This window comes from Corynebacterium sp. HMSC069E04 (assembly GCF_001813175.1).
GTDB classification, from domain to species: domain Bacteria; phylum Actinomycetota; class Actinomycetes; order Mycobacteriales; family Mycobacteriaceae; genus Corynebacterium; species Corynebacterium aurimucosum.
The window spans coordinates 20,979-33,626 of record NZ_KV811696.1; the positions used below are offsets into that span (position 1 = coordinate 20,979).

13 protein-coding genes and 1 riboswitch are annotated in these 12,648 nt (G+C 62.5%); of the genes, 7 read left to right on the top strand and 6 right to left on the bottom strand.

What is annotated here, in order from left to right:
* Positions 1-79: 79 nt before the first annotated feature.
* The 5 genes from HMPREF2896_RS10090 to rplS form a co-directional block, all read right to left on the bottom strand.
* On the bottom strand, positions 80-385 hold the full coding sequence (locus HMPREF2896_RS10090; protein ID WP_005528899.1) for a DUF2469 domain-containing protein: 306 nt from the start codon (positions 383-385) through the stop codon (positions 80-82).
* A gap of 87 nt (positions 386-472) precedes the next feature.
* Positions 473-1,114, bottom strand: coding sequence for a ribonuclease HII (locus HMPREF2896_RS10095; protein WP_070520045.1), 642 nt, complete (start codon positions 1,112-1,114; stop codon positions 473-475).
* Positions 1,115-1,119: 5 nt separating this feature from the next.
* Positions 1,120-1,821, bottom strand: a complete 702-nt coding sequence (lepB, locus tag HMPREF2896_RS10100) for a signal peptidase I (protein WP_070520044.1) — start codon at positions 1,819-1,821, stop codon at positions 1,120-1,122.
* Positions 1,799-2,494, bottom strand: a complete 696-nt coding sequence (gene lepB / locus HMPREF2896_RS10105; protein ID WP_236659254.1) for a signal peptidase I — start codon at positions 2,492-2,494, stop codon at positions 1,799-1,801. Before lepB (HMPREF2896_RS10105) ends, lepB (HMPREF2896_RS10100) begins: the two co-directional genes overlap by 23 nt.
* A gap of 234 nt (positions 2,495-2,728) precedes the next feature.
* Positions 2,729-3,073, bottom strand: a complete 345-nt coding sequence (gene rplS, locus HMPREF2896_RS10110) for a 50S ribosomal protein L19 (protein ID WP_010190405.1) — start codon at positions 3,071-3,073, stop codon at positions 2,729-2,731.
* 173 nt (positions 3,074-3,246) lie between these two features.
* Positions 3,247-3,361: riboswitch (TPP riboswitch) on the top strand.
* Here rplS and thiC point away from each other — a divergent pair.
* The 6 genes from thiC to HMPREF2896_RS10140 all read left to right on the top strand — a co-directional run bounded on the left by thiC (position 3,357) and on the right by HMPREF2896_RS10140 (position 9,012).
* A complete protein-coding gene (gene thiC, locus HMPREF2896_RS10115; protein ID WP_070445541.1) occupies positions 3,357-5,159 on the top strand; it encodes a phosphomethylpyrimidine synthase ThiC in 1,803 nt (600 codons plus the stop codon). It overlaps the preceding riboswitch by 5 nt.
* The gene (locus HMPREF2896_RS10120; protein ID WP_070445538.1) at positions 5,152-5,802 is read left to right on the top strand and encodes a thiamine phosphate synthase; all 651 of its coding nucleotides are present in this window, start codon (positions 5,152-5,154) and stop codon (positions 5,800-5,802) included. Before thiC ends, HMPREF2896_RS10120 begins: the two co-directional genes overlap by 8 nt.
* A complete protein-coding gene (gene thiO, locus HMPREF2896_RS10125) occupies positions 5,799-6,944 on the top strand; it encodes a glycine oxidase ThiO (RefSeq protein WP_070643820.1) in 1,146 nt (381 codons plus the stop codon). Before HMPREF2896_RS10120 ends, thiO begins: the two co-directional genes overlap by 4 nt.
* Positions 6,941-7,138: a sulfur carrier protein ThiS gene (gene thiS, locus HMPREF2896_RS10130; RefSeq protein WP_070711422.1), complete on the top strand. Its 198-nt coding sequence runs from the start codon at positions 6,941-6,943 to the stop codon at positions 7,136-7,138. Before thiO ends, thiS begins: the two co-directional genes overlap by 4 nt.
* Positions 7,139-7,918, top strand: coding sequence for a thiazole synthase (locus HMPREF2896_RS10135; protein WP_070520034.1), 780 nt, complete (start codon positions 7,139-7,141; stop codon positions 7,916-7,918).
* A gap of 35 nt (positions 7,919-7,953) precedes the next feature.
* Entirely contained in the window at positions 7,954-9,012 is a 1,059-nt protein-coding gene (locus tag HMPREF2896_RS10140) for a ThiF family adenylyltransferase (protein WP_070719424.1), read from the top strand.
* Here HMPREF2896_RS10140 and HMPREF2896_RS10145 read toward each other — a convergent pair.
* Positions 9,009-11,174 (bottom strand): YhgE/Pip domain-containing protein, encoded by a 2,166-nt coding sequence (locus HMPREF2896_RS10145; protein WP_070719426.1) that lies wholly within the window; start codon positions 11,172-11,174, stop codon positions 9,009-9,011. The genes HMPREF2896_RS10140 and HMPREF2896_RS10145 overlap by 4 nt on opposite strands.
* Positions 11,175-11,502: 328 nt before the next feature.
* Here HMPREF2896_RS10145 and HMPREF2896_RS10150 point away from each other — a divergent pair, with 328 nt between their 5' ends.
* The gene (locus HMPREF2896_RS10150; protein WP_070520028.1) at positions 11,503-12,642 is read left to right on the top strand and encodes an HNH endonuclease signature motif containing protein; all 1,140 of its coding nucleotides are present in this window, start codon (positions 11,503-11,505) and stop codon (positions 12,640-12,642) included.
* Positions 12,643-12,648: the final 6 nt, after the last annotated feature.

Below are 12,648 nucleotides of genomic sequence, written 5' to 3' on the forward strand. Positions count from 1 at the left end.
CCCTCGCCACCGCAAATCTGTGGATAACTAGTCCGGGGTCACCTCGATGGTGTTTCCCCGCACTCCTTTACCTAGAACTCTATTCAGGGAGAACAAAGTCCGGCTTGTCCAGCTCCTCAATATTGACGTCCTTGTAAGTGATCACACGGACATAGCGCACAAAGCGCGCCGAGCGGTACATGTCCCACACCCAGGCATCCGACATGCGGACCTCGTAGTAGACATCCGGGCCGGAGGTATGCGGGATGAGCTCCACCGCATTGGCCAGGTAAAACCTGCGTTCGGTTTCTACCACATAGGAGAATTGGCTGACCACATCGCGATATTCGCGGTACAGCGACAGCTCGACTTCAGCCTCGTAGTTATCGAGTTCCTCAGCGCTCACGGTGTGCTTCTCCTTCGCTCACAATTACCCGGGATCACGGTGTCACAGATTGAGCACAAGCTTAGTTCGCACTTGCTGCCTAAGCCTTCAGGCGCGCGCGAGGAATCGTGCATGAGCTTCAGCAACATTGCGATAGCTCATACGGTGCTCAAGCGTCGCCCCCAGCTGGGCGATGGCATCCTGATGCACAGCTGTGCCATAGCCCTTATGGGTTTCCAGAGCATAGCCTGGGTAGTGCTTCGCCACATCCACCATGAGACGGTCCCGGGAAACTTTGGCCAAAACACTAGCCGCAGCGATGCAACGTGCGGCGGTATCGCCGGCGATGATCGGCAGCTGCGGGGTGGGCAGGCCGGGGACGAAGAGGGCGTCGCTCAGCACATAGCCCGGGCGGATCCCCAGCTGCGCCACCGCACGGCGCATTCCTGACAGGTTGGCATGCTGAATGCCAAAGGCATCGATATCCTTCGCGCCTATGTGCACCACTGACCAGGCCAGCGCACGGCGTTTGATCACCGGCTCCAACTTTTCCCGGGCCGCCGGCGTGAGCTTCTTCGAATCATCAAGCCGCTCCAAGCCGGGCAGGATACGATCCGGCAAAATACACGCGGCGATAGTTATTGGCCCGCAGCAAGCTCCGCGCCCAGCTTCATCCACCCCGGCAACAGGCCCCAACCCTGCTTTGGAGAGCGCGACCTCATAGGTTCTCTTCTGTTTTAGACGGCGCATAGCGGTTAGAGGGGCATGTCCTCGATAGTGTGCGCACGGCTAATCGGAACCACCACGGCAGCGACCTTCCCGCGCACGTTCTCCACTGGAACGGTGCCCTGGAGCTTATCGCCTAGGTGCGCGCGCGAATCCAAAGAGTTTGTGCGGTTGTCCCCCATCACCCACAGGTGCCCCTCGGGAACGGTGACGGGCCCAAAGTACGCGCCGCCACAGGCCTGCGATCCCACCCGCTCATCGACGGGTATCTCCGGCGGATCGAGGACAAAGTCCTGGTTGGTGGGTTGGCCGTCCACCATGACGGCCGGATCGCCCTCCTGGCACGACACGGTCTGACCCCCGGTGGCAATGACCCGTTTGACCAGAATGTTATCGCCGTTGGGAGCCAGCCCCACAACAGCCGCCATATTTTGGATGCCGCGGAGAAACACATTGTGGGAACGCTTGACCTCAAAAGACGTGTTCCACGATTCCGGACCGGCAAAGACCACAACCTCTCCCGGGCGCGGATCGCTGAAGTAATAGCTCACCTTCTGCACCGCAATGCGGTCATTCGTACACCCCGGGCAGCCATGCAGGGTGGGCTCCATGGAAGAAGACGGGATGAGATACAGCCTTCCCACGAAGGCCTGAATCAACGCCAGCGCCACGAAGGTGACAGCCAGCGCCGAAAGAACATCGCGAACTCTAGGACTGGATGTCCGGGTCATCGACTCCACCAATACGGTTGAAGGGGAAGAAGATGAACATGACCTTGCCGCGAACATTCTCCAGGGGGATTGTTCCTTGGTACTCATCCTGCATGTGATAGCGCGAGTCCGCGGAGGCCGTGCGATTATCTCCCATCACCCAGATATTGCCCTCCGGCACGGTCACGGGGCCAAAGTACGCGCCGCCGCAGGCATAGGAACCGGTGGTTTCATCAACGCGATAGGTCGGTGGATCCTGCACATAATCCTGTTCAATGGGCTTGCCGTCCACCATGACTGCCGGATCCCCTTCTTGGCAGGACACCGTCTGGCCACCGGTGGCAACAACGCGCTTGACCAGAGTGTTCTCATCGGGCGGGGTGAGCGACACATAGCTCAGGGCATCCTGAATGCGGTGGATCACTGGGTTATCGGAACGCGGGGACACCCAGTTGCTATCCCAGTCCGGGGTGCCCTTGAATACCACGACATCACCGGGTTCCGGGCTCTTATCGCCGTAGTAGGAAACCTTTTCGGTAAAGATCCGGTCGTTATTGCAGCCTTCGCAACCATGCAATGTCGGCTCCATGGAGCCGGAGGGGATCACGTACTGCCGGCCTACAAAGTTCTGGAAAATGCCGACGACTGCGAGCACGGAGACCACTACGAGGGCAGTCTCCAGCAACCAGGGCATCTGCTTCTTTTCTTCAGCTGGGGGCGCCGCGCTTTCCGACGCCTCTCTCCCAACCCCCTGGGAACTTTCAGTAATGTCGTTTTCTTTTTCCACGGGCTAAATCCTAGCAATGTGTCTTGCCCTCACGGGCCTTGTGGCCCCGCGCGGCGCACGCTAAAAGGAGAAGGCAAAAGGAAAGCCCTTCGCCTTTCCTCACGGTGAGGATAAAGGCGAAGGGCTGTGATGCGCTGTAAATTAGCGGCGCTCCTTGATGCGGGCCTTCTTGCCGCGCAGGTCGCGCAGGTAGTACAGCTTGGCGCGGCGGACACGGCCGCGGCGGACTACCTCGATGGAGGCAATGTTCGGGGAGTGAACCGGGAAGGTACGCTCAACGCCGATGCCGAAGGAGACCTTACGCACGGTGAAGGTCTCGCGGATGCCGTCGCCCTGACGGCGGATGCAGACACCCTTGAAGAGCTGGGTACGCTCGGTGGTGCCCTCGATGACCTTGACGTTGACGTCGAGGGTATCGCCCGGGCGGAAGGACGGGATATCGTCGCGCAGCGAAGCTGCATCAACCTTGTCAATGAGGTTTGCCATTGGTGTTTTCCTTTTCAGTTTAAGACAGAGGACCCTAGCGCCACCTCGCGGCAGCTGACCGGTTCGTGCCTATTACACAGAACATCGTCATCTTTCCACACCCCACCCCGGAAGAACAAATTCCGTCAAACGCCTGACATCTCCTCATTGCGGGCTCTAAGGTGGGTGGCGCACTGACACCCCACGGGTGCCCACGGGAAGTGGGCTGAGAGTGGCGCTGATACCGCGCCTGCACCGTTCGAACCTGTCTGGTTAGCACCAGCGAAGGAAGAGAGGAGCAGCCATGACGGCTACCCATAACCCCATCCAGTCCACCAACTCCGGCGAGATCCACCCCAAGCACTCCTACTCCCCCATCCGGGAGAATGGCCTGGAGGTACCGGAGACCGAGATCCAGCTGGATGATTCCCCTACCGGCCCCAATGAGCCCTTCCGTATCTACCGCACACGTGGCCCGGAGTGTGAGCCCGAAGTCGGTCTGCCGGCACTGCGCGCCGAATGGATTGCGGAGCGCGGGGACGTTGAGGAATATGAGGGCCGCGCACGCAACCTCGCTGACGATGGCCGCTCGGCCGAGCGCCGCGGTGCGGCTTCCCAGGAGTGGAAGGGGGAGCGTCGCCAACCGCTGCGTTCTAAGGAAGGCAAGCGCGTTACCCAGATGCACTATGCGCGCCAGGGCATCATCACCAAGGAGATGGAGTTCGTGGCCCTACGCGAGCACTGCGACCCAGAGTTCGTGCGCTCCGAAATCGCCCGTGGCCGCGCCATCCTGCCTAATAACGTCAACCACCCCGAGTCGGAGCCGATGATCATCGGTCGGAAGTTCCTCACCAAAATCAACGCCAATATTGGCAACTCCGCGGTGACCTCCTCCATCGCCGAGGAGGTATCCAAGCTACGCTGGGCCACCCGCTGGGGCGCGGATACCGTCATGGACCTCTCCACCGGTGACGACATCCACACCACCCGCGAGTGGATCCTGCGCAACTCTCCGGTTCCTATCGGCACCGTGCCCATCTACCAGGCGCTGGAGAAGGTCAATGGTGTCGCGGAAGACCTGACATGGGAGATTTTCCGCGATACCGTCATCGAACAGTGCGAGCAGGGCGTGGACTACATGACCGTGCACGCCGGCGTGCTTTTGCCCTACGTGCCGCTGACCACGAACCGCGTCACCGGCATTGTTTCCCGCGGCGGCTCCATCATGGCAGGCTGGTGCCTGGCGCACCACAAGGAGTCCTTCCTCTACGAGAACTTCGACGAACTCTGTGAGATTTTCGCGCGCTACGACGTCGCTTTCTCCCTCGGCGATGGTCTGCGCCCCGGCTCCTTGGCGGATGCTAACGACACCGCCCAATTCGCTGAACTCAAAACCATCGGTGAGCTCACCCGGCGCGCCTGGGAGTATGACGTCCAGGTCATGGTGGAAGGCCCAGGACACGTCCCGCTCAACATGATTCAGGAAAACAACGAGCTCGAGCAGGACTGGGCCTCGGATGCTCCCTTCTACACGCTGGGCCCGCTGGTTACGGATATCGCACCGGGCTATGACCACATCACCTCCGCCATTGGTGCGGCACACATCGCCATGGGTGGTACGGCCATGCTGTGCTACGTCACACCGAAGGAACACTTGGGGCTTCCCAACCGCGATGATGTGAAGACCGGCGTGATTACCTACAAGCTTGCGGCCCATGCAGCCGACGTGGCCAAGGGCCACCCAGGTGCGCGCGCGTGGGATGATGCGATGAGTAAGGCCCGCTTCGAATTCCGCTGGCACGACCAGTTCGCGCTCTCCCTCGACCCAGACACCGCGCAGGCCTACCACGATGAGACCCTGCCTGCGGAGCCGGCGAAGACCGCCCACTTCTGTTCCATGTGCGGCCCGAAGTTCTGCTCTATGCGCATCAGCCAGGACATCCGGGATACCTTCTCCGACTCCCTTGGTATGCCAAGTTTTCCGGGTAAGGACGCCGTTGATCCGGAGGTCGTGGCAGCTGCCCGTGCCGGTGAGAAACAGATGTCGGAAGAGTTCAAGGCCCAAGGTTCGCAGCTCTATCAGGAGGAAGAAACCGCGCATGCCTGATCTTCGCTGCTACTTCGTCACGGGCGCGGGCACGCCTGCGGAGATCGTGCGCATCGCTGCGGCAGCGGCGCGAGGCGGTGCCGGGGTCGTGCAGGTGCGCTCCAAGCCGATTTCTGCCCGCGACCTTTTCTATTTAGGCCGCGACGTGGCCCGCGCGGTGGCGAAGGCTAACCCAGAAACGCGCGTGCTTATCGACGACCGCGTAGACGTCGCCGCCGCCCTACGCCACGCCGGCGAGCCGGTGCATGGCGTGCATGTCGGCCAAGATGATCTACCCGTCGCCGCTGCCCGCGCGTTGTTGGGTCCGGACGCGATTATCGGTCTGACCACCGGCACCCGCGAATTGGTCGAGGCCGCCAATGACGTCGCAGATGTCATTGACTACATCGGTTGCGGCCCGTTCCGCGCGACTCCGACGAAGGACTCCGGCCGCACGCCTTTAGGACTTCACGCCTACCCGGAATTGGTGAAGCTCTCCCGCGTGCCACTCGTAGCCATCGGGGATGTCACCGCTGAGGATGCAGCCGATCTTGCGGCAACTGGTGTGGCCGGACTAGCCGTCGTGCGCGGCATCATGAATGCCGAGGACCCAGAAGCTTATTGCCGCGCGCTGCTGTCCGGTTTTGACGAAGGTGCGCGATGAGTACTAGCTCTGATTCTTCAGTCATCGTCGTCGGCGCGGGCGTCATCGGTCTGGCCACCGCCGTGGAGTTGGCCGCGCGGGGCTTTAAGGTCACTGTCTTGGACCCGGCACCGGCCTCTGGGGCTTCGCACTATGCCGGGGGCATGCTCGCCCCCGCCGCGGAGGTGGTCTACCAACAGGATCCACTCTTCCCGCTGATGCGTGCCTCCGGCGCGTGGTACCCGAAGCTTATCGATCTCGTGGCTCAGCACACCGAGGTCCCAACTGGCTACCGCGCCGAAGGTACCCTCGTCGTCGCCGCTGACCGTGCGGATGCTCAGCACCTCACCGAGCTGGCTGACTATCAATCCCTCCACGGCATGGAGGTCGAGCGCATCACCGTGCGCGAAGCCCGGCGCGCCGAACCTTTGCTCTCGCCACGTCTGGCTGCTGCGGTGAGTATTCCGGGTGACACGCAGGTTTTCCCCCGCCAGTGGACAGCTGCACTGCTCAGCGCAGCCCAAGCACTCGGTGTGCGTTTCTTCCGTACGGCAGCACAGTCGATCAATGCTGACACGGGCATGGTCACCACGGCCGTCGGCGAGTTCGAAGCTGAACAGGTGGTACTCGCTGCAGGCCTGGGAGCACGCGATATCGAGTGGGCTGCATCAGCCGGGCTCGAAGAATCTCCGCTACACCTGCGCCCGGTATACGGCGATATCCTGCGCCTGCGCGTACCGGACGAGCTCCAGCCTCTGCTCACCCGCGTGGTGCGCGGCTTCGTGGAGGACCGCCCCATCTACCTCATCCCCCGCGGCGACGGCACCTTGGCGGTTGGCGCTACAACCCGCGAGGACACTCTTGCTACGGCCCAGGCCGGCGGTGTCTACGCGCTGCTTCGCGACGCCATCCGTGTGCTGCCCGCCGTCGAAGAGTGCGAATTCCTCGAGGCCAGCGCGGGTGCCCGCCCCGGAACCCCGGATGACCTGCCGTACCTCGGCCGCGTCAGCGACAAGCTCGTCATCTCCACCGGCTATTTCCGCCACGGCATTCTGCTCACGGCCCTGGCCGCGCGCTGTACACGCGAGCTCATCGAAGGCACCGAATCCAGCATCGATCTCACCGCTTGTGATCCTCTACGTCACCTCAAGGAGCAGCCATGATCCTCATCCTTAACGGCCAGCCCACTGACACCTCAGCGACGACCATCACCGAATTGTTGGACGAGCAGAACATCGCCGCCGACGGCACCGCCGTGGCCGTGTCCGAACAAGTCGTTCCTCGCTCGCAGTGGGAGTCCACCTCACTCACCGAAGGCGCGGCCGTGGAAATCCTCACCGCAGTCCAAGGAGGTTAAATGCTCACCATCGCCGAGACCACCTTTTCTTCCCACCTCATCATGGGCACCGGTGGGGCCACGAGCCACGACGCCCTTGAGCGCGCGCTCGTCGCCTCCGGAACCGAGCTGACTACCGTGGCCATGCGCCGCCACGCTGGTACCCGTGATGGTGAGAGTGTCTTCGATCTGCTGCGCCGGTTGGACATCGCCCCACTCCCCAACACCGCCGGGTGTCGCACCGCGCGCGAGGCCGTGCTCACCGCCCGCATGGCCCGCGAGGCGCTGGGGACCTCCTGGGTCAAGGTCGAGGTCATCGCCGACGAACATACGCTGCTGCCCGATGTCGTGGAAACCCTCGACGCCACCGAGCTGCTGAGCGCCGAAGGGTTCACCGTCCTGGCCTACACCAGCGACGATCCCGTAGCCGCCCAGCGCCTCGAAGACGCCGGAGCGGCAGCCGTCATGCCTCTCGGAGCCCCCATCGGCACTGGTCTGGGAATCCTCAATCCCCACAACCTCGAGCTCATCTGCTCACGTGCCTCGGTGCCCGTGCTTGTCGACGCCGGCATCGGCACCGCCTCCGATGCCACCCTCGCCATGGAGCTCGGCTGTTCCGGAGTGCTTCTCGCCAGCGCGGTCAACCGCTGCCAAGATCCCGAGGCCATGGCCACCGCCATGCGCTACGCCGTCGAAGCCGGCCGCCTAGCCCGACGTGCAGGGCGCATTCCGCAGCGCGAACACGCCCAGGCATCCTCCACCTTCGAGGGCCTAGCCTCCTGGGCCGACCACGTTCTCTAGACCTGTGGCATTGATCGCCGCCGCAAAAGGAACCTATGCTCAGCAAAGATGAACTCGCCCGCACCGCGCGCCAACGCCTTCTCCCCGGATTCGGTGACGCGGCCCAGGAGCGCCTCAATGCCGCGCACGTGCTCGTCGTGGGCGCCGGTGGGCTGGGCTGCCCGGCCCTCCAGCAGCTGGCGGCGGCTGGCATCGGGCGAATCACGATTATTGATTCCGATACCGTCGATATCAGCAACCTGCACAGGCAGGTGCTGTTTGGTGTAGGGGACCTCGGCAAGCCCAAGGCCGAGGTAGCCGCCGCGCGCGCCCGCGAGCTTGCCCCCGAGCTCACCATCACCGCGCTTAAAGAACGCCTCGGCTCCTCCACCGTCCTCGACCTGTGTTCCGAGGCCGACCTCGTCCTCGACGGCTCAGATACCTTCGATACGAAGTATCTCGTCGCTGATGCCTGCGAGCTCACCTCTACCCCACTGGCCTGGGGAACCGTGCTGCGCTACGGCGGGCAAGCCGCGCTGTGGCACTCCGGGAATGCATGTGCTGACGGGCGCGGGGTGGGCTTTCGCGATCTCTTCCCCGCCCCGCCTAGTGGCGAGGCTCTCGAGTGCTCCACAGCGGGAGTCCTGGGGGCTACGACATCGGTCATCGCGGGGCTCATGGCCACCGCGGCACTGGGCTGGTTGGGGAAGCTTCCGCACTACGAGGAGCTGCGTGGCCGCCTCACCTCCTATGAGGCGCTGCCCGGTAGCTTCCGCACACTGCGGGTGGGCGCCGATCCCGACCGCCCCCTCGTTACTGCCCTACCTGGCCGGCACACCCCGCCGCCGGAGCTTGTCACCGGCCGCGCTGCCCTCCTCGATATCTCCGAGGAGCCCAACTTTCCTTATGCCGCGGTGACACTGCCCTGGCATACCGTCACCGATGATGATGCCGTGCGCCGAGCACTATCCGCCTGCGCATCCGAACTGGTCTACGTGGCCTGCCCCTCCGGTGGGCGCAGCGCTGGCTTTGTCCTGCGCTACGCCGATCTCGCCGCGGACATGGGCATCGAGTTGCGCAACCTGCCCGGTGGGCTCGCAGCACACGATTTCTAGGCGCCAGCCGCCGCCGGCGTGCGGAAGAGATGCTCGTCGAGAATGCGCGCGGTGCCATGGTGACGGGCCCGGAGAATCACGCAAGAGGCCACCAGTGCCAGAGCGGTCACGATGAACAGCACCGCGATACCGGCCCAGAACGTCCCATCGTGGATGCCGTCGGTAGCGCGGGTAAAGGCGTTTTTCGCATAGGACATCGGGTGGAAAGGATGCAGCAAACTCAGCGGGCGTGGAATGGCGGCCACGGGCCACACGCCGCCGAAGACCATGACGCCTAGGGCAAAAGCACCGACGGCGAAGACGGCACCAATCTTGCGGCCGAAGGTTACGAGGAAGAACTGGTAGGTCGCCGCACCCACGGCCGCGATGGCGGCGATGACTAACAACATCATCGGCCAGCTGGCAGGACTCCAGCCCATGGTGGAGGACATCAAACCCATAAAGGTCAAGATCAAGAAGTTCAGCCCCGCCACCACGCCGAAGGCCGCCAGAATGCCACGTACCGGGCTCGTGACTGACTCGCCGCGACGGCCCAGGTAATACGGCAGCGTCATCGCCAGAAGCAGCATCACAAGGAAGCCGAAGACCAGCACGAAGAGCAACAACGCGCCACCAGTGATGTTCTTCTCGGTCGGGTCAACCGGGCTGACCACCGTCTGTACAGGGTGAAGGTTGGAGGAGGTGAAGTTGATGGGCACGGCCATGTTCTGTGCGGACGTATCCGGCTGGCTAATGGAGGGGGCTTTGGCGGCACCGTCGGCAAGCTTGGTAGCCAACTCATTGGAGCCCGCCTTGAGCTGGTCCATGCCATCCTTCAGCTCCGTACCACCGGCTGCCAGCTGGCTCGTGCCGTCCTTCAACTCACCGGTGCCCTCATGCAAGCGGGAAGCACCATCCTGCAGCTGGGCGGCACCGTCGCCCAGCTCGCCAACACCCGCGCGCAACTGCTGCGAGCCATCGGACAAGCGGTGCGCACCGTCATTGAGGGCCATCATGCCGCCGAGGTACTCCGAGTTGGGATCGGACAGGTTGTAGTAGAGCTGACCGGTGCCGTCAGAGAGCTTTTCCAGTTGCGCCACCATGTTTCCACTGGCGGCCGGGTCCAGCTTCGAGACCAGGGAATAGAGTTGGTCGGCTTGCTGGTGCATGCCGAGGCCACGGAGGACGTCGACAAGTTGCAGCAGCGCTGGAGCTACGGCCTGCGCCTGCTTGAGCACCGGGATGAGCATGCCCGTCAGTTGGTTGACGCCGCCATCGATCTGGCCCGCGCCATCCGCTAGGCGGCCGGTTCCGGCGAGCAGTTTGTCGGAGCCGTTGGCAAGCTGCGCGGCGCCATCATCGAGCTGCGCGGCACCATCGCTGAGGCGCCCTACTCCGTCATTCAGGCGGTTCGTGCCGTCCAGCAGCTGGCCCGTACCGTTGTTGAGATCGCCCGCGCCGGCGTCCAACTTGGCGATTCCCTCGACCGCGCGCCCGCCGCCTTCCTGCAATTTGCCCGCACCCTCATCGAGACGGCCGGCGCCCTCGGCCGCGGTTCCCAGACCATCGCTGAGTTTATTCAGCCCCTCAATAACCTGGTCGGCGTATTTCTTGGAAATCGCATTCTCGACGCTGGTCTGCACCTGCGGGATGAGGCTGGAAGAAATCACCGAGCCATTCGTGCCGTAGTAATCATTGGTGGCGAAGTGAATCTCCGGCTTGACCGGTTTATCGCTGATGATGGTGACGGCCTGCTCGGAGAAGTTCTTCGGGATGGTCACCACCATGAGGTATGTGCCCTTGAGCAGCCCCTCATCCCCGTCGCCCTTGCTGACTTCGGCAAAGTTCAGGTACTGCGTCTCCATTAGGCCTTCCACGACCTGATCGCCGTAGTTAGTGTAGGTGCCCTGCTTCTCGACGCCCGCGTCCTCATTCACCACCGCCAAATCAATGTTGCGCATGTACTTAGAGGGGTCCCACATGGCCCACATCATGGTGCCCGCGATGACGATGGGTGCTACGAGAAGGAAAACGATGAGCACGCGCGACAAGGTACTCGTGGGGCGCCAATCGAGGACGCGGTGCCACCCCATCGCCTCACTGTCGTGGCCTGCTGCGCTCCCCTTAGCTGCCTTGCCAGGCGAAGAAGCATTCTTCCGGCTTTCTTCCGTCTCACGGCGCATTCCCGCCTCCTCATGGTTTTAGCTCTGGCCCGCTTATAGCCTTCTGCCCAGGACTTTCAGAGGAAGTACAACGATAAGCGGGACCACTAGTTCATTTGTTTCACCAAACATACCACCTAATATGTTGGCTCTGTAAACTTATGGCTATTCGTGTCATTGCACCCCATGCCGTTACTCCCGTGCGAGCTCCGAATCACGACCTGGTGACTGCGTTTGGCCGTGTGGGTGCTAGTTACTCCCGTGTGAGCTCCGAGTTACAAGGCACATGAACAGGGCGTTTCCCCCCTCCGGTTGCGAGGCCTTAAGGCCTGTTTTAGGCTCTGTGCCCATGGGGGATATTGAGACCTACATCCGCCTTCGTAACTCGGGGATTGCGCTGGTGGAAGCAGCAACCAGCACACCCGAAAGCTTGCGCGCGCTGGGCGCCTCACGCGGCGATGCGGCAGAGCTGGCGTCACTTCATGCCATCTATTTCGGCGATACCCGCTTCACCGGCAAGCAGCGCACCGCCCGCCAAGCAGCCCGACGCCAAGGCCACGACCTGGCCACACTAAGCCTCATTGAGTCCTACGCCGCCAAACTGAAGAAGCAACTCGACGTCTGGAATGTGCGCGTCACACTTGCATCCACACCTTCAGAACGGATTCCTTCAGTGGCGGCGGAACGTTTGAAGGAACTCAAACCGAAACGCGTGCCGTCGCCTGGGGTGCGCCTTACCTACCGCAAGAACGGCCCGCACTCACTCACGGTTACCGACTCCGCGCTGAACATCTCCACCATGCGCAGCACGCTGGAGTCCATTAACCCCACTGACCTCCTGGACGCCACCCGTCAAGTCTTCTTTAAAGAAGGTGTGGGCTCTCGGCCGGCGGTGGGAACGAACGTCGTGATAACACTCGATGAGCTCGACAAAATCGTCCGTCATGACGGCGATGACATCGAACTCGAGCTCACCAACGGTGGGCGCATGAGCGGCGCGGAGTTTCTCACCTACAAGTTCGCCGAAACTGGCTACGCCACACTGGTCCACCCCACTATCGGCCCGGTGTGGCTGCACCGTCTTTCGCGCTTTGCCAGCGTCGAGCAACGCATCATGGCCAGCGCGGAGCACCCCACCTGCGCGATCGAAGACTGCAATAAACCGGCGGACTACTGCCAGGTCCACCACATCATCCCTTGGCAGGCGGGCGGAGAAACCAACCCGCCCAACCTGACCATGTTGTGCGCTTATCACAACGGTATTAACGACGATGACCCCACCAGCCCAACCGGCCGAGGCTATGTCTTTCGGCTGAGAGGACCCGTTGACTATATCCCGCCCTGGGGAACACCGATTACCGGGCAGCCGGCCTACCAAGAAGCCATAAACCGGCAGGCCACGAGCCCGACGCGCACTCCTCCAGGCCAACCACCCGATCCGCCGGACCCACACCCATCACCACCCAGCACTGTGTCACCGCCCGGATAGTCTTCG

Bases quoted from the DNA above. Each gene is read 5' to 3' on its own strand.
- HMPREF2896_RS10095 (WP_070520045.1), bottom strand. From the start codon at position 1,114: ATGCGCCGTCTAAAACAGAAGAGAACCTATGAGGTCGCGCTCTCCAAA.
- lepB (WP_070520044.1), bottom strand. From the start codon at position 1,821: ATGACCCGGACATCCAGTCCTAGAGTTCGCGATGTTCTTTCGGCGCTG.
- lepB (WP_236659254.1), bottom strand. From the start codon at position 2,494: ATGCCCTGGTTGCTGGAGACTGCCCTCGTAGTGGTCTCCGTGCTCGCA.
- rplS (WP_010190405.1), bottom strand. From the start codon at position 3,073: ATGGCAAACCTCATTGACAAGGTTGATGCAGCTTCGCTGCGCGACGAT.
- thiC (WP_070445541.1), top strand. From the start codon at position 3,357: ATGACGGCTACCCATAACCCCATCCAGTCCACCAACTCCGGCGAGATC.
- HMPREF2896_RS10120 (WP_070445538.1), top strand. From the start codon at position 5,152: ATGCCTGATCTTCGCTGCTACTTCGTCACGGGCGCGGGCACGCCTGCG.
- thiO (WP_070643820.1), top strand. From the start codon at position 5,799: ATGAGTACTAGCTCTGATTCTTCAGTCATCGTCGTCGGCGCGGGCGTC.
- thiS (WP_070711422.1), top strand. From the start codon at position 6,941: ATGATCCTCATCCTTAACGGCCAGCCCACTGACACCTCAGCGACGACC.
- HMPREF2896_RS10135 (WP_070520034.1), top strand. From the start codon at position 7,139: ATGCTCACCATCGCCGAGACCACCTTTTCTTCCCACCTCATCATGGGC.
- HMPREF2896_RS10140 (WP_070719424.1), top strand. From the start codon at position 7,954: ATGCTCAGCAAAGATGAACTCGCCCGCACCGCGCGCCAACGCCTTCTC.
- HMPREF2896_RS10145 (WP_070719426.1), bottom strand. From the start codon at position 11,174: ATGCGCCGTGAGACGGAAGAAAGCCGGAAGAATGCTTCTTCGCCTGGC.
- HMPREF2896_RS10150 (WP_070520028.1), top strand. From the start codon at position 11,503: ATGGGGGATATTGAGACCTACATCCGCCTTCGTAACTCGGGGATTGCG.